Origin of the sequence: Grimontia sedimenti (assembly GCF_011045095.1) — a bacterium.
Taxonomy (GTDB): domain Bacteria; phylum Pseudomonadota; class Gammaproteobacteria; order Enterobacterales; family Vibrionaceae; genus Enterovibrio; species Enterovibrio sedimenti.
Genome location: NZ_JAALDL010000009.1, coordinates 151,516 through 171,096 on the forward strand (window position 1 = coordinate 151,516; position 19,581 = coordinate 171,096).

Genomic DNA, 19,581 nt, shown 5'->3' on the forward strand with positions numbered 1-19,581 from the left:
GCACCCATGCGATTATGATGCTGTCAGATTTATCATTGAGTGACACTCATGAAGGGTAACGCATTAAGACACAACGGCAGTTTGGGCGCTTTGCTCGCGTTGCTGCTTGTCTTTTTTTCGCTGCCATCATTCGCGACAGACTCTGTCGACACAAACAGTGCTCACTCAAACTGTCTGGTAGTCACTCCGCATGAAATCCAGACGTCAGCACAAGATGCGCTCACTTCGTTAAATGCTGAGCACAGGGCGCCAGCCAAATCGCTCACACCTAGTTTATCCACTTTACTCAGGAACGGTTCCTGGCTGCCAGAAAGGCTTGCCAACACTGAACCCGAATATGAACTCGTTATCGAGCTGGCAAACGTTGCCACTTTGCTTGATTACTATCATTACGATGACACTTTCAGCCACTGGCAAGACTGGACTCGCTCTCCCCCTGCGACCAGACACCGTATCGCTGGCTGGAAAGATTCCAACCTGCAATACCGATTCATTTCTCAAGCTCAAGCCTGAACTTCAAATCCCAGCTGATTTCCATCGGCGAACTAAACACGTCCACGCAGTGGACTAAAGATTTGACGTATTTGCCGTAAATGTTTTGCGGTGACGAGCGAGAGCTATGCAAAAAACAACTCAAAAAAGAACAGGTCGAACGACTCTGTTAAATCACTATCCTGCATGGAAATACGTGGTGCTGATCACCACCATCATCATTATGTTGTTCAGCGCCCTGCCGTCTTGGTTTGGCGAAAGCCCGGCTATCATGATTTCCCACAAAGGGAATACGCCATCGGCTGTCGCGATCAAAGCCATCTTGGATAACAAAGATGTCGACGTGACGCGTATTGACCAACAAGGTAACAAAACCACCGTGGTGCTGGACAATGCGTCCCAACAAAATGCGGCTAAGCAGATTTTGGCAAAACGTATGCCGGAAGATGACACCGTGACACTGGCCATGGTGCCAGCAGCACCAGCCTGGCTGCTGGACATGGGATTCAAGCCAATCAAGCTTGGTCTTGACCTTCGCGGCGGTGTGCAATTCCTGCTGGATGTCGACATGCAGCAAGTTTTCCATGCTCATGCAACACAGGCCGCTGATGCGGTCCGCGAGCACGCGCGCGCGCTTCGCGTCCGCGGTGTGCGGGTTCAGGTTAATGCCGATGGTGACTTAAAAATCGTTGCACCATCCAGTGCTTCTGAAGGCGAGCTGCGCCAATTCCTCCGCGAACAATATCCGCAATGGGAAGTAAAAGGCAGCGGTGACAACACCCTGACCATGAGTTTGAAAGAAGCGGAAAAGCAAACGCTCACTAACCTAACTGTGCAACAGAACCTGCAAACCATGCGATCTCGTATTGAGGAGCTCGGCATCACAGAAGCAGCTGTTCAGCGCCAGGGCGAACACCGCATCCGTATCGAACTGCCAGGCGTTCAAGACCCTGCCGCCGCCAAAAATGTGATTGGTGCAACCGCAAGTCTTGCGTTCTATGAAGTGGTGAGTGATTACAAACCTGGCTCTATGGTGATCCCAGAGCAAAACGGTCGCCCGGTGCATGTCAACCGTAAGCCGGTTCTGTCAGGTGAGCACATTGTCGATGCACGCGCCAGCATGGGTGAAATGGGCATGCCGGAAGTGAACATTTCGCTGGATTCGACCGGCGGTAAGAAAATGTCTGACTTCTCAGCACAGCATATCGGCAAACCTATGGCGACCGCTTACAGCGAATACAGCCGCAATGCAGAAGATAAAACTGAGCAAGAAACGTCCATCATCAGCGTCGCGACCATTCAGTCCCAACTGGGTAACCGTTTCCGTATTACCGGCGTTGGCACCCTGCCTGAAGCGCAGGATTTGGCGCTGCTGCTGCGTGCTGGTTCTCTCACTGCACCAGTAACCATCGTCGAAGAACGCACCATTGGTCCTTCTTTAGGGGCTGAAAACATTCAAAACGGCTTTGCTGCGCTGGCAATGGGGATGGGCTTAACCCTGCTGTTTATGGCAGTGTGGTACCGCAAGCTTGGCTGGGTGGCAAACCTCGCCCTTGTCGTCAATATGGTGATGTTACTGGGTCTGATTGCCCTGCTTCCTGGCGCAGTACTTACACTTCCGGGTATCGCAGGTCTTGTGCTTACCGTCGGCATGGCGGTGGATACCAACGTTCTGATCTTCGAACGAATTAAAGAGAAAGTCCGTGAAGGAAGAAGCCTGGCTCAGTCGATTGATTTGGGTTTCAGCAGTGCGTTCGCCACTATCCTCGACTCTAACATCACCACACTTATCTCAGCTGCAACCTTGTATGCCATTGGTAATGGCCCTATCCAAGGTTTTGCTCTGACATTGGGCTTAGGTTTGTTGACCAGTATGTTTACCGGAATCTTCGCGTCTCGCGCAGTGATCAATCTGGTTTGGGGTAGAGATTCACGTCGCGGTGTGAGGGTATAACGATGATTACGATGAAAAATGCAACAAAACTTCGCCGTATTGGCAGCCTGATTTCCTGTGTACTCATGGTGCTTTCTATCTTTACCTTGAGCACCAAAGGCCTCAATTTCGGTCTCGACTTTACCGGCGGTATGATCAGTGAAGTTCAACTTGACTCAACGCTGACTGCCAACCAAATTCAGGACAAGCTTGAAGCAGCACTCCAACAACCCGTCACCGTGGTATCAGCCGGAGAAGCCGGTGATTGGGTACTTCGTTACGCCGCGCCGGAGAAATTGAGTGAACAGCCTGAACTCAAACCTATCCTCGAATCATTCTCTCAAACTGTTGAAATGATTAACGTCAGTCTGGTCGGCCCACAAGTTGGTCAAGAACTCGCAGAGCAAGGTGGATTGGCTGTGCTTATTACTCTGCTGGTGATTCTGGGTTACCTGAGTTTCCGCTTCGAGTGGCGCTTGGCGTCAGGCGCACTCTTGGCACTGGTACATGATGTCGTTCTCCTGCTGGGCTTTTTCTCTATCACAGGGATGGAGTTCAATCTGACAGTGTTGGCTGCACTCTTGGCCGTGCTGGGTTACTCGCTGAATGACTCGATCATTATCTCTGACCGGATCAGGGAACTGCTGAAAGCGAACGTGACCTTGCCAATCGCAGAGCTCAACAACCGCGCGATTGCTTCTACTATGTCCCGCACTCTCATCACTTCAGGAACCACACTGATTTCAGTGGGGTCACTGTGGCTGTTGGGGGGAGAGCCACTATATGGTTTCTCCATCACCATGTTTATCGGTATTGTCGCCGGTACCTGGTCAACCATGACGGTCGCGACCATTATTCCGGAAATGACGAATCTGCGTCCCGAACATTACATGCCAACACCGGTGTCTGACGCACCTTAATACTTATCCTCCCAAGCCCGCTTCTGCGGGCTTTTTTATCTCCACTCCATCATCCTGTAAGCAATGTCTAACGAACACGGTCACTTACATATTAGGAATGACTGTCACTTGCAATCATTCAGGTTGCTCAAGACAATGCCCAACAATAGTCGATTAGTGTTTCAGGACATGCATTACGAATCTTTTCTATCACGCACGCAATGGCTCATCGCTTTACTGGCTTTGATGTTTTTTGTGTCGCTACTAGTGAAAGCCCAGACACCAGATACCGGATGGCTAACAAACCCGGCTCATCCACCGGTCAAAGCCCGCGTTGCGCTGACTGGCAATGTCAATGAATCAACCAACGCCGTTCAAGGCTTTCTGGAAATCAACCTCTCCGGTGACTGGAAAACCTACTGGCGCTCTCCCGGAGAAGGCGGCGTGGCGCCGAGTCTGAACTGGCACGCTTCAGACAACATCAAAGAGGTGGACTGGCAATGGCCTGCCCCACAGCGTTTCGATTTGTTGGGTATTGATACGCTGGGCTACACAGGCGATATCATTTTTCCCATCACGCTATACGTTGAGGACATCAACAAACCCGCAAATTTTGCAGGTACCTTAACGGTCTCTTCCTGTACCACAGTGTGTGTGCTCACCGACTACGAGTTTGAACTGGCATTTACACCAGACAATCTAAAGCCCAATGCAGAGTTGCTGCACACGCATGCACAGGCCGCTAGCCAAGTCCCTAAAGCATCACCTCAACTGAAAAATATCAGCGCCATATGGGATGATACAAAACAACAACTGCAAGTTTCCGCAAGTAAAGCTGTCGATTGGCAATCACCCGACATCATTGTTGATGGCAGTTCGGACGCACTAACCGATGTGGCTTTTTCTGTGCCAACAATTTCAGTGAATGGTGAGACCGTCACCGCTACCTACTCCGCCAGCAGTTGGATGGGAAAACCTGCGCTGGCAGATGAAGCGATAAAGCTCACCTTTATCGATAGGGATTTTCTGGCTGAGCACGAAATCTCGGCAAAGGCGGGAACCATTGTTGAGTCAGTACCGGATTTTTCCTTTGCGTCTGCCATTGCCTTCGCGCTGCTAGGCGGGCTTATTCTTAATATCATGCCTTGTGTGTTGCCGGTGCTTGGCCTAAAACTCAGCACCATGATTACCGCTCAGGGTCTGGCGCAAGTACAAATACGTAAACAATTTCTTGCCTCAGCGGCGGGTATCTTGTTTTCATTTTGGCTACTCGCGGCCTTTCTACTCACTCTCAAACTCACTGGTAACGCGATCGGTTGGGGCATTCAATTCCAAAGCCCGCTGTTTATCGGTGTGATGGTGGCAATTACGACGCTGTTTGCTGCCAACATGTTGGGGTTATTCGAGATCAGGCTACCCTCTTCGGCGAATACCTGGCTGGCAACCCGGGGCGATAACTCCTATGTGGGGCACTTTACCCAAGGCATGTTTGCCACATTACTTGCTACCCCATGCTCTGCACCGTTTCTTGGTACCGCGGTTGCGTTTGCTCTAACCGCATCAACGCCAACCCTGTTTGCGATTTTCTCAGCGCTAGCTTTTGGTATGGCGCTGCCTTGGTTGCTCGTTGCCGCAATGCCTTCCCTAGCAACGAAATTGCCAAAGCCAGGCGCATGGATGAACAGAGTGAAGTGGTTATTTGGCCTTATGATGCTCGCAACCAGCGTCTGGCTACTGACATTGCTGGCCAATCATTTATCGCTGCTTTGGCTTATCATCCTTAGCTTCATCGTCATTGCCTTTTTCATCACCAGAACCCACAAAGTTCACGGAAAAAAAACAGCAGTGATCGTCAGTGGCGTGGGCGTTTTGCTGGCGGCTATGACGCTGGTAATTGCAAGCCTTACAGCCTCTAAATGGGTGACACCTCTCCCACCTGATTTGGCGTGGAAAAAGCTCGATGAATCGCGGATAGCGCAAGAAGTGAATGCAGGAAACACTGTGTTTGTGGATGTCACTGCAGATTGGTGTATCACCTGCAAAGCGAACAAAATTGGTGTTTTACTGCAAGAGCCCGTCTACTCCAGACTTCAAGCCGAAGATATGGTGACACTCCAGGGTGATTGGACATCTCCCAACGGTTATGTGACTGACTATCTGCGTAAATACGGCCGCTATGGTGTGCCTTTTAATATTGTTTATGGCCCAGCAGCGCCAGAAGGCATTCCGCTTCCTGTCGTTCTGTCGAGTGAAGATGTCATTCGTGCCGTCAATCATGCTAAAGGAGGTTGAAACCATGGACACTCCGAAAGACAAGAGCAAATGGAAACAGCCCGGATTCTGGATAAAGGAAATCCTGACACTGGTGATCTTGTTTTCCGTTGTTTCATTCGCGGTGGATCTTTGGCGCAGTCAGGACATGCCGAACGAGCAGTTGCCTAATGTTGCCTTACAGGATCTTTCAGGTGAAACCATAGATTTAGTTGCCCTAAGTGAAGACAAGCCCGTGGTTTTGTACTTTTGGGCCACATGGTGTGGCGCCTGCAAATTTGTGACGCCAACCGTGGATTGGTTGGCAGAAGATCATGAGGTCGTCTCTGTTGCGATCACTTCAGGCTCAAATGATCGTGTCGAGGCCTACCTTCAACATCACGACCTGAAATTCGCCACCATCAATGATGAGAGAGGATCTTTGTCAGGTATGTGGGGCGTGCGCGCGACGCCGACCATAGTGATTGTTAAAGACGGAAAAATCGCATCTATCACCACCGGTATCACCACGCCACCCGGTTTGTTGGCTCGACTTTGGTTAGCGTAACCCACCGTTTTTAATACACTTCACCCCAAAATATGCCCAGCATTGATTAGTGATATGTATTCCTGATCAAGCTGGGCATTTTCATATCTATGAAAAATCCAAAAACCTTTTTCGAGCCACCTTTAATTTGTAGAAACCGACAAAATCCCGCCGCCTAATTTTCAACCAAATCAGTGTGTAATAACAAAAAAGCAACAAAAACAACCAACACTGAGAGGAAACAACATGTTACGTACTCGACTACTCCCTTTGGTGGCAGTGGTATCGGCGACAATGCCTCAACTCGCCTTTGCACACGGCTATATGGACTACCCACCTGCACGTCAGGAAATTTGTGACAGCGACGGTGGCTACTGGGAATCAACGGATGGCTCAACCATCCCGAACGCCGCTTGTCGCGCTGCTTTTAAAGAGTCAGGCTGGTATCCGTTTGTGCAAAAGCCGGAGTTTGCCAAGCTCGTTTCTGATTTCACCAATCAAGTTGCTGTTGAAGCGGGCGTACCAGATGGCGCGCTGTGTTCTGCGGGTGACCCGAAAAAAGCCGGTATCGACATTCCTTCTTCTGAATGGCAAGCCACACCGATTGACCCAAGCTTGAACGGGAAGCTAACCCTTCTATACCGTGCATCAACGCCTCACAATCCGAGCTTCTGGAAATTCTATCTCTCAAACGCCGCCTACAATTCGGCAACTGATGCATTGAAATGGTCAGATCTGGATTTGATTGCGGAATTTGGCAATGTACCCGTTGTGACCATCAACGAGAAAAAGTACTACCAAATGACTATCACCCTGCCAACAGACCGTAGCGGCAACGCAGTGCTTTATTCACGCTGGCAGCGCGATGACCCAGCTGGCGAAGGCTTCTACAACTGTTCAGACATCAGCTTTGGTGGTGACATCGTTGTTCCAACATGGCAAAGCCTTGGTGCTGCAGTCAAAGCGACTGACGACGCCAATAGTGGAGATACCGTTTGGTTCCGCGTTTTCGATGGAAGTGGAACAGAAACCGTGTTCGAAAAGGTCGCTATTGACGTGACAAACCAAGACGAAGCGGTTTGGGCTGCTCAGTTAGCAGATATCATCAACAATGGTTCAACCGGTGTTCGCCTTGGTAAACTCTCACAAGACGGTTTGGTGTCTTGGGACAACGCCGATCTTTACGGCAATCTGGTTTACGTGAAAGACCAAAGCGCTACCTTCCAGCTTGATATCAAACGGGAAGTTGTGAACAACGTACCGGTTCTCAACGCCCCACTGGCAGTGAGTGTAGAAAGCGGTCAATCTACTCAAATTGCTGTTTCAGCGACAGATGCTGACAACGATGCGCTGACCTTCAGTGCCAGCCAAGGCACTGTGACAGTCACAGGCAATGATGCAACCATCAGTTACACCGCGCCAACCACCACCACAGACCTTAACGATACGATTACTGTGACAGTTACCGACGGCACAGCGAGTGCCCAGACTGTGATCAACGTAAACGTGAAAGGCAGCGGCAGCACTGGCGGTGAAACAAACTGGGATGCGAACGCAACCTATCTGGCTGGCGATAAAGTGACGCACTTTGGCGTAACTTATACGGCGCAGTGGTGGAACAAAGGTGAGGAGCCGGGAACGTCTTCCGTATGGGTAGCGGACAAAGGTGCAGGCGACCAAACCTGGAGTAAAGATATTGCCTACAGCAGCGGCGATACTGTGGTTTATGAGACTAAAACCTACAAAGCAAAATGGTGGACCAAAGGCGATCTACCAACGAATGGCGGGCCTTGGGCGGAAGTGAAATAACACACTCTTCCTTGATGCTGCTGATATAAAAAACGCCCCTGAAGGGGCGTTTTTCTTTGTCTTGTCAGATTCAATCAGGCGTGTGCGTGGAACTGTTTTATCTTGTCACGATAACCATCAAGACGCTGTGGTGTCATCATATTGCGGTTATCGTCTGTAACCAAACCACCAAGTTGATCAGCAACTTGTTGGGCAGTTTGGAGCATGAGCTTAAAGTTCTGCTCGGCTTCACCGTAACAAGGCAGCGTCATAAACAGGGTAATGCCCGGTGTGGTGAACTGATGAATCGTTGCCAGCGGGAAGCTACCTGGGTTAAACATGTTTGCTGCACTGAACAAAACTTTGCCTGTACCAGCCAAATCAGCATGACGATGGAAGATTTCCATCTCACCGAAAATCATGCCGTGCTGTTCAAGGCAGTTAATCAGCTCTTCGCCATCAAACTCACTGTTATTTGCAGCCTGAACATTCATGATCAGTACCTGCTGCTCTGGCTCTTTTGGTGCTTCTTCAACTTGTGCCACATCATCAACAACAGTTTCTGAAGCGTCTTTATCTTCAACAAAAGACACGTTTTCTGGTGCTTCAATCACTGGCTCTGCGACTGCGTCAACAACAGGGGCTTCTTCCTGAAGTGTTTGAATCGACTGCACAGGCACGTCAGCTGCTTTGTCTGCATCGCTGTCGTCAGCAGAAAATGTCGGTAAAGGAACATCGTCATCCTTCTCTTTTGCTGACATGTCTTCACTCTGTCCAGCAAAAAGAGGATCGACATCAGGTTTATCACCGAAATTCAGACCTGGTTCTTTGCGCTCAGTTTTAGGCTTGTCGCTACTACCAGGCTTGATCACTCGAACTGAACCAATACCGTCCTGATCAAATCCTGTCTCATCTTTTTCTCTTAGTTTACCAATTGGCTTTTCGCCAAATTTCGCGGGCTTTTCCTTACGGCTTGTCCACAAGCCATGAAGCAACAACGCGGCGATAGCCACCGCACCCAAAATGATTAAAACAAGGCGCAATTCCTGCATCATTTAATCTCAGCATTTATCCAATTAACGACGAGAGTCCGCAAGCGGTTGTAACCTATCTAAACACCTTGGTACAACCTTTGGCAATGTCGCACATACAAATTGCTGACTACTGTACCAAAAAGCGTATGAAAGTTAACGTCCATACCGCGAGAACACTGAAAAAGTCACTGTTCTGACAGTGAAAACACGCCCAATGTGCATTTTCACTCACTTCACAATGCTGTTTGACAATGATGCAGTTCAATAATTCACCAGTGGCGTAAATTGCCATTATCTGGTCTTAGACGTTAACATTCTCTCATCACGAGGCATCGATAAAGGTGCTGCATCGCTAGCTGGAACATCAAGATTGCGTTTTAACCCCCCGGAAATCCAAGGTTTCATATCAATACGCCGTCACCTGTAAAATGAAGTCAAAGTTGGCTTAGTTCCTGCTATAGCAATAAAAACATTCAATTTTTGCCTTTGGGATAGGCACGGAAAGGAGATTCTATGAACCCAACTCAAATGGCTAAGCAGCCGGTTTCTGGTGCGAGCTATTTTCTTCGCGGATTTTCCCTCATGTTTACGCCTGGGATCCGTCGCTTTGTAATTATTCCGTTGGTCGTAAACCTGCTTTTGATGGGTACCCTAATTGGTGTTGTGCTTTCTCAACTCAGTGATTGGATTAATGGCTGGTTATCCTACCTACCTGAAATGCTGAATTGGCTCTCATATGTCTTGTGGCCTCTGCTGGCAATAGCAATATTGGTTATTTGTTCTTACTTTTTCAGCACGGTTGCCAACTGGATTGCGGCCCCTTTCAACGGCCTGTTGGCTGAACACTTGGAAGCTAAGCTGACAGGCAAACGTCCACCAGACGATGGCATTGCTGGCATCATTAAAGATTTACCGCGTGTGTTTAAACGCGAATGGCAGAAGCTTGCTTACTACTTGCCGAAAGCACTAGGTCTGTTATTGCTGATGTGGATTCCCGCCATTGGCCAAACACTCGGCCCAGTGCTGTGGTTTTTGTTCAGCGCCTGGATGATGGGGATTCAATACTGTGACTACCCGTTTGATAACCACCGTGTCTCTTTCCCCAATATGAAAGCCACGCTGCGTGACAATAAAGGCTCCACCATGAGTTTTGGCGCTTTGGTGATGTTTTTCACCATGACACCGATTCTCAACCTTTTTGTTATGCCGGCCGCCGTCTGTGGTGCAACGGCGATGTGGGTAGATAAATATCGCGGCAATCTTGCCCGCTATTAATGACTCCTAACTCCGCCTCAATGCGTCGGAAAAACACCTTTGCTCGACGGAGCAAAGGTGTTTTCTGCTTCTAAATACACTATTTAGTGTTACCCGCATCTGAAACCATGCTGATAACAATAAGATATAACTAACGATTACTTTGCTTTCAGCCAAATCAGGATATTCTAAAACTCGTATATCCCCTGCAAACCGAAGGAACGAAGAAGATGGGTAAAATTTACGAAGATAATTCAACCACTATCGGCAACACGCCGCTTGTACGTCTTAACCGTGTATCAAACGGCAAAGTGCTGGTAAAAATTGAAGCTCGCAACCCTAGCTTTAGCGTTAAATGCCGTATCGGTGCAAACATGATTTGGGATGCAGAGAAAAGCGGCAAGCTGAAGCCTGGTGTTGAACTGGTTGAGCCAACCAGTGGTAACACAGGTATCGCGCTGGCTTATGTTGCTGCAGCCCGTGGTTACAAACTGACGCTGACCATGCCTGAGTCAATGAGCCTTGAGCGTCGTAAGCTGCTGAAAGCACTGGGTGCAAATTTGGTTCTGACCGAAGCAGCGAAAGGCATGAAAGGTGCGATTGCTAAAGCAGAAGAAATTGTTGCTGCTGACCCAGCGAAATTCCTGATGCTGCAACAGTTCAATAACCCGGCTAACCCAGAAATCCACGAGAAGACCACAGGTCCTGAAATTTGGGAAGATACTGAAGGCGAAATCGACGTATTCGTATCTGGCGTAGGTACGGGTGGTACGCTGACTGGTGTTAGCCGTTACATCAAAAACACCAAAGGCAAAGCAATCACCACTGTTGCAGTAGAGCCTGCTGAGTCTCCAGTTATCACTCAAACTGTGAATGGTGAAGACGTACAACCAGCACCTCACAAAATCCAAGGTATCGGTGCAGGCTTCGTACCTGGCAACCTGGATTTGTCTCTGGTTGACAAAACTGTACTGGTTACCTCTGACGAAGCGATTGCAATGGCACGCCGTCTGATGGAAGAAGAAGGTATCCTGGCGGGTATTTCTTCAGGCGCAGCTGTTGTTGCTGCCAACAAAATTGCAGAATTGCCTGAGTTCGCAGGCAAAAACATCGTAACGATTCTGCCAAGTTCTGGTGAGCGTTACCTGAGTTCTGCACTGTTCGCTGGTATCTTCACAGAGCTTGAAAACCAGCAATAACAGGCCTCGAGCTTCCAAATCCAATCGCATGATTGGCAACAAAAAGCCCGTTGGGGCTTTTTTGTTTGATTTTTTAATCCTGCTCTAGTAAAAATTCCCCGCCTTTTATTTTCGGCCTCGAAATTAATCATCGCCTCGAGTGTGAGTCAGGTGTTGTTTTGAGCGAAAATGTCACAAAAGTTTGACTTGGATTAAGCTAGGGCACTCAAATCTTGGTTAGTTTACCGTCCATCGATAGCCAAAACTGGTCAATCAGTTTAAGCTAACCGAAGATTTAATACATAAACCTAAATAAATAATGTATCGGGGTAAAACATGTATCAAAAGCAAGTAGAAATCACTGCTGAAAACGGTCTGCACACTCGTCCTGCGGCTCAGTTCGTAAAAGAAGCGAAAGGCTTCGATGCAAAAATCACTGTAGAGTCTGGCGGTAAAGAAGCAAGCGCAACTAGCCTGTTCAAGCTGCAAACTCTGGGTCTGACCAAGGGTACTGTTGTGACTATCAAAGCTGACGGTGCACAAGCTCAAGAAGCAGTTGATCACCTGGTTAAGCTGATGGACGAGCTGGAATAATCCAGCTCTTTTTCTATCCATTAGTATTTCAATTTGATCAATGTAGGGTAAAGCTATGATTTCAGGTATCCTGGCATCTCCTGGTATTGCTTTTGGTAAAGCGCTGCTACTCCAAGAAGACGACATCGTCATCAACAAAAATCCAGTTCCAGCTGACCAGCTAGACGCAGAAATCGCTCGTCTTTACGACGCACGCGAAAAATCTAAACAGCAACTTGAAGTGATTAAAGACAAGGCGCGCGAAACTTTCGGTGAAGAGAAAGAAGCGATCTTTGAAGGTCACATCATGCTGCTTGAAGATGAAGAGCTAGAAGAAGAAATCATAGCTTTCATTAAAGACAACAATGCTTCTACCGAGTACGCAATCTACAGCGTTATCGAAGAGCAAGCAGTTACCCTAGAATCTCTGGACGACGAATACCTGAAAGAGCGTGCTACTGACATTCGTGACATCGGCTCACGTTTTGTTAAGAACGCACTGGGTATCAACATCGTGTCCCTGAGCGCAATCAACGAAGAAGTGATTCTGGTGGCTAACGACCTGACTCCTTCTGAAACTGCGCAAATCAACCTGGACTACGTGCTGGGTTTCATCACCGACATCGGTGGTCGCACGTCTCACACTTCTATCATGGCGCGTTCTCTGGAACTGCCTGCGATCGTTGGCACCAACGACATCACCAAGCGTGTGAACAACGGCGACATGCTCGTTCTTGATGCAATCAACAACACGATTGTTATCAACCCAAGCGAAGAAGAACTGACCAAATTCAAAGCGATCCGTGATGAGTTCATCGCAGAGAAAGAAGAGCTGGCAAAACTGAAAGACCTGCCTGCTGTCACTCTGGATGGCCACCAAGTGGAAGTATGCGGCAACATCGGTACAGTGAAAGACTGTGATGGCGTTAACCGCAACGGTGGCGAAGGTGTAGGCCTGTACCGTACCGAATTCCTTTTCATGGACCGCGATGCGCTACCAACTGAAGAAATTCAGTACAAAGCGTACAAAGAAGTTGCAGAAGCGATGCATGGCCACCCAGTGATTATCCGTACTATGGATATCGGTGGTGACAAAGATCTGCCATACATGGATCTGCCAAAAGAAATGAACCCGTTCCTGGGTTGGCGTGCAGTTCGCATCAGCCTGGACCGTCGTGAAATCCTTCGCGACCAGCTGCGTGCTATCCTGCGTGCTTCTGCACACGGTAAACTTCGCGTGATGTTCCCAATGATCATCTCTGTTGAAGAAATCCGTGAGCTGAAAAAAGCGATTGAAGAATACAAAGCAGAATTGCGTGCTGAAGGTCTGGCATTTGACGAGAACATCGAAATCGGCGTCATGGTTGAAACGCCTGCTGCAGCTGCAATCGCTCACCACCTTGCAAAAGAAGTTGAGTTCTTTAGCATTGGTACAAACGACTTAACCCAGTATACTCTTGCGGTTGACCGTGGTAACGAGCTGATCTCTCACCTCTACAACCCACTGTCTCCAGCAGTACTGACCGTTATCAAGCAGGTTATCGACGCTTCTCACAAAGAAGGTAAGTGGACCGGCATGTGTGGTGAGTTGGCTGGCGACGAGCGTGCAACGCTGCTTCTGATGGGTATGGGTCTGGACGAGTTCAGCATGAGTGGTATCTCTATCCCACGCATCAAGAAGATCATTCGTAATGCTAACTTTGCTGATGTTAAAGCAATGGCGGAAGAAGCACTGGCAATGCCTACTGCAGCAGAGATTGCTGAGCATGTAGAAAAATTCATTGCAGAGAAAACTGTCTGCTAAGATACAGCAGCAAAGAATTGATAACGCTTAGGAGCAAACACTATGGGTCTGTTTGACAAACTGAAGAAGCTGGTTTCTGACGACAGCAACGACGCTGGCGCGATCGAAATCATCGCACCACTGTCTGGTGAAATCGTAAACATCGAAGACGTGCCAGACGTTGTTTTCGCTGAGAAAATCGTTGGTGACGGCATCGCGATCAAACCAGCTGGCGACAAAATGGTTGCACCAGTAAACGGTACCATTGGTAAGATTTTCGAAACTAACCACGCGTTCTCTATCGAATCTGAAGACGGCATCGAGCTGTTCGTTCACTTCGGTATTGATACTGTTGAACTGAAAGGTGAAGGCTTCAAGCGCATCGCTGAAGAAGGTCAGACTGTTAAAGTTGGCGACCCAATCATCGAATTCGATCTGGCTATGCTGGAAGAGAAAGCGAAGTCTACCCTGACTCCTGTTGTTATCTCTAACATGGACGAAATCAAAGAGCTGAACAAGCTTTCTGGTGCCGTTTCTGTTGGTGAAACGCCAGTACTGCGCATCAAGAAGTAATTCTTGAATCGCAAGAAAAAGCGCAGCTTAGGCTGCGCTTTTTTGTGTCTGTTAAAAAGTGAAAGGGAGGCAATTGCCTCCCTTTTTGTTTAAAACGTCTCTGACAGTTGGTAAACACGCAGCCCTGCTTTCAATGTCTCCGCATCAGCACAGCCTTCGAAGTTTACTGTGGCCGGAGAGCATGGCATCAGCGTGAAACTGCTGTCACTGAAGCGCCCCTCGCCTTCAAACTCAAGGTGAACAAAGAATGCTGGCAGATCTGACGTCAATAACAGCTGCAAGCCATCCTTCCCTTCTATGATTTCAACATCCACTGAGGTCTTAGGTAGTGGCAAGCGCTTATAAACATCATCAAACCAGGTGTTGGTGCTCTCCTTGCCTTCACATTCCATGACCACATGGAAGAAGCCCTGATGTTTACGCTCATCAATCACTTGCCTGTCGCATTGCCAAACTGTTTGGTTGTCATCTTCGTCCAGCTTGGTTTCAAACGGCCAGGTATCAATCACTTCGCCTTGCCAGTCATACCAAGTTACCTGTCCTTTCGCATCCACATTCCGGTGCTCATCATTGATCAGACGAAGTGCCAACGCATCTTGCTCTTCCACAAATACTGCCGCCTGAGCATCAAAGAAGCGCTTGGCATGATAGTGGAGTTGCTTCCAGCGCCCCGTGTACTCAATGCTTGACCACGAGCTCACCGGCCAACAGTCGTTCAGTTGCCAGTAGAGGATCCCTCGGCACAGTGGTTTGTTGGCGCGCCAGTATTCACTCGCTGTTTTAATTGCCAGTGCCTGCTGAACCTGGCTCAGATATAACATCTGTGCGAAATCTTTCGGGAAGCGGAAGTAGCGGGTGAACATCTCCGTCATGATGCTGTTGCCACGTCCATTTTTCTGGTGTTGCTCAAAGGTCGGTGATGTGACGTTCCAGTCGGCTTCTGAAGCGAAGGTTTTCACTGTTGGAAGAGACGGCCAGGACTGATAACCAAACTCACTACAAAAACGCGGCTTTACTGTGTGGTAGGCATCAAAGGACTTTCCTGAGTGCCACACATCCCAGAAGTGCATGTCACCCTTGTTGTCATCATGCCAGGCATCACCAAAGTCCAACTCACCATTACAAGGCGAACTCGCCCAGAAACGGCGGTAAGGATCCTCACGCTCAACCACTTCCTGAAGCACCCGGTTAAGGCGATCATAATTCACCACGTACTTTTCGCGGTTGGTACGCGACTCTGGATACCAACCGATCGCACCAATGACTTCGTTATCACCACACCACAGGGCAATAGAGGCATGATCGCTAAGACGGCGAACCTGATACGCGACTTCTTGTTCAACGTCTTTCAGGAATTCAGGCGTTGACGGATAAAGCGCGCAGGCGAACATGAGATCTTGCCACACCATCAGACCTAGCTCATCGCACAATTCGTAGAAGCAGTCGCGCTCATACATGCCGCCGCCCCAGACACGAATCATATTCATGTTCGCCGCTTTCGCATCTTCTAAAAGTTGGCGGTATCGTTCTGGTGTTTGCCATCCCGGCATGGCATCCAACGGAATCCAATTGGCCCCTTTGGACATGATCGCTTTGCCATTGACGACAAAAGTCATTGCCGATCCTGCTTCGTCTTTCGTGGTATCCAGATGGAGTTCTCGCAAACCAATACGTTTGGTGACTTGTTGACCATCAACCGATACAGTCAGTGAGTAGAGCGGTTGACTGCCATACCCTGCTGGCCACCAGCGCTCTGGGTGAGCTATCGTGAAACCACATGCCAAAGACTCAGCGTCCGCTGAAATGGTAGTGCTTTGCGACTCACCATATGGAGATGTCAGCACGCATTCAATCGACGCAGAGTCAGTGCCAAGGCGTTCAGCTTCGATCGATACAGTAAGGTCACACTGACCGTTACTTTGCCATTGCTGGGCGGTACGAACTCCTTTGAGTGCCATATTGTGGATTGGCTGCAGCTTCACGCTGTCATAGATACCGCTGGCAAGCAGACAAATCCCCCAGTCCCAGCCAGCGTGGCATTGGGTTTTACGAAGGGTATTCATATGAGGAATTTGATTGTTACCTACCGCCCAAGGCACAGGAAATGGCAAACGTTCAGCACGTGCTTTCGCTTCAATATCGGCACGCTTCAAGGTGACAGCCAGAATGTTCTCACCTTGCTTGAGGTAAGGACGCACATCAACGCGATATTCTCGGAACATATTGGCACACAGCAAGACAACCTCGCCATTCACCGCTATAGATGCCACGGTATCGACCATGCTCAGCATTAGGTCAACACGAGGTGCTTCCAGCGTTGATGAATCTACCTCGAACGATTTCGTCAGGAGCCAATCATGCTCACTGACCCATTGAACGTCAGTTTCGTTGCAGCCGTAATAAGGGTCAGGGATTTTATCAGAGGCCAACAAGGCACTATGAACATCGCCGGGAATTTGGATCGGTGCAACAATGCTGCCATCTGTTAAGGATGCTAGTTTCCATTCACCGTCAAGTATTAATTGGGTCACGCCATTTCTCCAAATAGAACGAGATGCCGCGAACCGCTAGTTCCTTGATTCTGCAAAGCGTCCCTGTTACCACGCCCATTCAACGACTCTCAAAACATAAAAACTGGGCTGAGAACACCACAGATAATAAATGTCGTCGAGAAGAATAAACGTGCACATGCCCGCCAATTGTCATTTCCAAAATCTGGCTCAAAAAACCAGAAATGCCCTTTTAACCACGCTCACAAATTGACATAAAAAAAGCACCGGGCGACGGTGCTTTTAATGTTATCAATAGAATTCAAGATATTGATAAATCAGATACTTTCTAGTGCTTCCATTGAAGGCGCATAGAAGTAAGCGCCTGTGACTGGCGTGGTAAAGCGAAGCAACATGTCGGTTTTACCATCGCGCTCACCGAACATGCTTTCCAACATGGTTTTGTGAACATGCTGGGTATGGCAGTAAGCCAAGAACAGCAGCCCGTGATCTCCTGACACAGAGCCATAGGGCAAACTGTGGCGAACCATCTTCAGGCCTTTACCCTCTTCTTTGATATCGACACGGCCAACATGAGAAGTTGGTGGCACGTCGTCAAGCTCAATCGAGTCAGGCTTGGTACGGCCAATCACTTTCTCTTGCTGCTTGATGGTCAGTGGTTCCCATGCTGCCAGTTTGTGTACGTAACGCTGCATCATAACGACACTGCCACCAGCACATTCACCATCAGCGATAATCGCCACATCGCGACGCGCTTCTTCGCCTTCCGGGTTTTCAGTGCCGTCGATAAACCCTGTCATGTCACGGGAATCAAGGTAACGATAGCCGTAGGTTTCATCAATGACGTCAACCTCTGAAGCAATAGGTGACAAGAACTTGCGTAGCAGGAAGAAGTTCAGATCATGACGGGTTGAGTGAGCGTGAAGGAAAATATCACACTCCGTTGCGGGCGCATGGGCATCTCCTTCGCCCAGAGGGCGGAAAGCGGAGAAATCAGTCGGTGTCGCAATACCGTTTTCCGCGCAGAAAGCTGAGGAAAAAGACACAGCTGCTTTCAAATCAGCATCGGGTTGCTGGGCATTAATGTCATCCACAAGGGAGTGAAGTGCGCGACACTGAGCAAGAACTTCTGAAGCAGAGCCTTTGACTTTCAGAACTGTGTAAAGCGCGAAAGGACCTGCATCTGCAACGATTGCCGGTTGAGAAACCGCCATGTATTACCTCCAAGTAAAAACTGCTAGTTTTCATTTTAGTTTTAAGAAAACTAGCATATTACCTGTGAAGCGCCGAGACTTTGTCTCAGATCTGTAAAGTGGGCTTTCTGGCACTTATACCGACGTAATTTCCACTTTTAAAGATGCAAATTCATCCAGTTGCTCGTTGCTTTGATTAACAGAAGCCGGCGTATTCAGTCCCGCACTGACAACTGGCGACATGATGGTTCGCCAGCCGCCATCGTCGCACTGCTCTTGAACCAGAAGAGAAATTTTCACCTCATCAGCCGTCACTTCCAAAAGCTCAGCTTTGCCAATGAGTGCACCTGTCGCTTCACCGTTATCAAACAGAACAGTTTCTTCTCCAGGCACTAATGATACAGAGGTTTGTGCGCGGTGTTGCTTGCCGGCACGATCCATTTCGAAATTAACATCAACCTGCCAGTCAGCCATGGCTAAGGGGCTTAACATTGCGCTGAACAGGACAAGCCCTTTCTTCCACTCATTCATTTTTTTCTTCTCTTGTAATGGGGGCTTCGAATAAAAACCGAATGCGGCGGCTTCTTAATAGGTATAACGCTAGCCAAATCGCTATCAGTAACATTAACGCCCCACTCCAGTGGAACTCCCAACGCTGAACCATCAGGTGATTGACTTGCAGTATCAAATCACCACTCAACGCCGCTAGGAGGATGTACTTACCCAACCGCCAAATACGCTGAAAAAATGCTGGGAAACGATGAAGACTTCCCGCCATCAGCATCAAAGCTACAGCGGGAAATCCCAACGCCAGCCCGACATAAAGTGCATCATGACTTGGGTAAATCAGCGAGAGCAAATCTTTACCTTGCTCCCGGCTGACGCCTGCAATGACAAACACTATCCAGGAACGCGCCAGAAAGATGCCTGTCAGCCAGAACATCAGGTTTGGCTTCGCGTTACCGTGTTTGTCGTAATAGTCAGGAGATTGGTACAAAAGCGTATTCATCTATCTTTGTTCTTCAAGGTTATGTGCCCGCAAAATCCTGCGCGCAATAAAACAATGTTCATAACCCTCCTTGGCACTTTGTCAGTAGTAATGGGGAGCACAAAGCTCGGGCTCATCATTTTGCGGTGTAGCGCAGTATCTTTCAGCCCAAGCTTTTAGCTCGCTCACATTTATCCGACAGTGACTGCGGTTCCGCTAACACTCACCATCAACATTCCACCATTGGGGCCGACCACTTCATAATCAAGGTCGATACCCACCACTGCGTTTCCGCCTGCGGCGCGTGCACGCTCTCTGAGCTCCTCAAATGCAATTTCACGCGCTTTAGCAAGTTCTTGCTCGTAAGCGGCAGAACGCCCGCCAACAATATCGCGAATACTCGCAAAGATATCTTTGAAAATATTCGCACCTAAGATTGCCTCTCCTACTACTACACCGTGGTAATGCGTGATTTCGTGCCCTTGGATAGTTGGGGTCGTGGTTAAGATCATTTGTCCTTTCTCCCTTTTATTGTCATTAGAGGTCTGACACGATTCTCAGATTTTGGTTTCATGGCAGTCCCTTA

Annotated in this window: 17 protein-coding genes; 11 read left to right on the forward strand and 6 right to left on the reverse strand. The window is 48.7% G+C overall.

Going from position 1 to position 19,581, the window contains the following annotated elements; genetic code table 11:
• Nucleotides 1-48: 48 nt before the first annotated feature.
• The 6 genes from G5S52_RS13270 (at nucleotide 49) to G5S52_RS13295 (ending at nucleotide 7,930) form a co-directional block, all read left to right on the forward strand.
• Nucleotides 49-513: a hypothetical protein gene (locus G5S52_RS13270; protein ID WP_165014536.1), complete on the forward strand. Its 465-nt coding sequence runs from the start codon at nucleotides 49-51 to the stop codon at nucleotides 511-513.
• Nucleotides 514-619: 106 nt separating this feature from the next.
• Nucleotides 620-2,446, forward strand: a complete 1,827-nt coding sequence (gene secD / locus G5S52_RS13275) for a protein translocase subunit SecD (protein ID WP_165014539.1) — start codon at nucleotides 620-622, stop codon at nucleotides 2,444-2,446.
• A gap of 2 nt (nucleotides 2,447-2,448) precedes the next feature.
• Nucleotides 2,449-3,345, forward strand: a complete 897-nt coding sequence (gene secF / locus G5S52_RS13280; RefSeq protein ID WP_165014543.1) for a protein translocase subunit SecF — start codon at nucleotides 2,449-2,451, stop codon at nucleotides 3,343-3,345.
• A gap of 168 nt (nucleotides 3,346-3,513) precedes the next feature.
• Complete coding sequence (locus G5S52_RS13285) at nucleotides 3,514-5,616, forward strand: protein-disulfide reductase DsbD family protein (protein WP_165014546.1); 2,103 nt, start codon at nucleotides 3,514-3,516, stop codon at nucleotides 5,614-5,616.
• A gap of 4 nt (nucleotides 5,617-5,620) precedes the next feature.
• A complete protein-coding gene (locus G5S52_RS13290) occupies nucleotides 5,621-6,142 on the forward strand; it encodes a protein disulfide oxidoreductase (protein ID WP_165014549.1) in 522 nt (173 codons plus the stop codon).
• 225 nt (nucleotides 6,143-6,367) lie between these two features.
• Nucleotides 6,368-7,930 (forward strand): lytic polysaccharide monooxygenase, encoded by a 1,563-nt coding sequence (locus G5S52_RS13295; RefSeq protein ID WP_165014552.1) that lies wholly within the window; start codon nucleotides 6,368-6,370, stop codon nucleotides 7,928-7,930.
• 74 nt (nucleotides 7,931-8,004) lie between these two features.
• Here the strand turns inward: G5S52_RS13295 and zipA are convergent, their stop codons facing one another.
• Nucleotides 8,005-8,964: a cell division protein ZipA gene (gene zipA, locus G5S52_RS13300; protein ID WP_165014556.1), complete on the reverse strand. Its 960-nt coding sequence runs from the start codon at nucleotides 8,962-8,964 to the stop codon at nucleotides 8,005-8,007.
• Nucleotides 8,965-9,456: 492 nt separating this feature from the next.
• Here zipA and cysZ point away from each other — a divergent pair, with 492 nt between their 5' ends.
• The 5 genes from cysZ to crr all read left to right on the forward strand — a co-directional run bounded on the left by cysZ (nucleotide 9,457) and on the right by crr (nucleotide 14,304).
• A complete protein-coding gene (gene cysZ, locus G5S52_RS13305) occupies nucleotides 9,457-10,218 on the forward strand; it encodes a sulfate transporter CysZ (RefSeq protein ID WP_062663035.1) in 762 nt (253 codons plus the stop codon).
• 209 nt (nucleotides 10,219-10,427) lie between these two features.
• Nucleotides 10,428-11,396, forward strand: a complete 969-nt coding sequence (gene cysK, locus G5S52_RS13310; protein WP_165014560.1) for a cysteine synthase A — start codon at nucleotides 10,428-10,430, stop codon at nucleotides 11,394-11,396.
• 315 nt (nucleotides 11,397-11,711) lie between these two features.
• Nucleotides 11,712-11,969, forward strand: coding sequence for an HPr family phosphocarrier protein (locus G5S52_RS13315; protein WP_002537934.1), 258 nt, complete (start codon nucleotides 11,712-11,714; stop codon nucleotides 11,967-11,969).
• A 55-nt stretch (nucleotides 11,970-12,024) separates the two neighbouring features.
• Complete coding sequence (gene ptsI, locus G5S52_RS13320) at nucleotides 12,025-13,752, forward strand: phosphoenolpyruvate-protein phosphotransferase PtsI (protein ID WP_165014563.1); 1,728 nt, start codon at nucleotides 12,025-12,027, stop codon at nucleotides 13,750-13,752.
• Between the two features lie 42 nt (nucleotides 13,753-13,794).
• Entirely contained in the window at nucleotides 13,795-14,304 is a 510-nt protein-coding gene (crr, locus tag G5S52_RS13325) for a PTS glucose transporter subunit IIA (RefSeq protein WP_002537936.1), read from the forward strand.
• 89 nt (nucleotides 14,305-14,393) lie between these two features.
• Here crr and G5S52_RS13330 read toward each other — a convergent pair whose 3' ends face one another.
• From G5S52_RS13330 to G5S52_RS13350, 5 genes are all read right to left on the reverse strand, one after another.
• Entirely contained in the window at nucleotides 14,394-16,835 is a 2,442-nt protein-coding gene (locus G5S52_RS13330) for a beta-mannosidase (RefSeq protein ID WP_165014566.1), read from the reverse strand.
• Between the two features lie 296 nt (nucleotides 16,836-17,131).
• On the reverse strand, nucleotides 17,132-18,028 hold the full coding sequence (locus tag G5S52_RS13335; RefSeq protein WP_165014569.1) for a Dyp-type peroxidase: 897 nt from the start codon (nucleotides 18,026-18,028) through the stop codon (nucleotides 17,132-17,134).
• 114 nt (nucleotides 18,029-18,142) lie between these two features.
• Nucleotides 18,143-18,538, reverse strand: coding sequence for a hypothetical protein (locus tag G5S52_RS13340; protein ID WP_062663039.1), 396 nt, complete (start codon nucleotides 18,536-18,538; stop codon nucleotides 18,143-18,145).
• Entirely contained in the window at nucleotides 18,531-19,016 is a 486-nt protein-coding gene (locus G5S52_RS13345) for a DUF2919 domain-containing protein (RefSeq protein ID WP_165014573.1), read from the reverse strand. The genes G5S52_RS13340 and G5S52_RS13345 overlap by 8 nt, the downstream gene beginning before the upstream one ends.
• 170 nt (nucleotides 19,017-19,186) lie before the next feature.
• Nucleotides 19,187-19,507 carry a heavy metal-binding domain-containing protein gene (locus G5S52_RS13350; RefSeq protein WP_165014576.1) on the reverse strand — a complete coding sequence of 107 codons (321 nt, stop codon included), beginning with the start codon at nucleotides 19,505-19,507 and terminating at the stop codon, nucleotides 19,187-19,189.
• Nucleotides 19,508-19,581 lie beyond the last annotated feature (74 nt).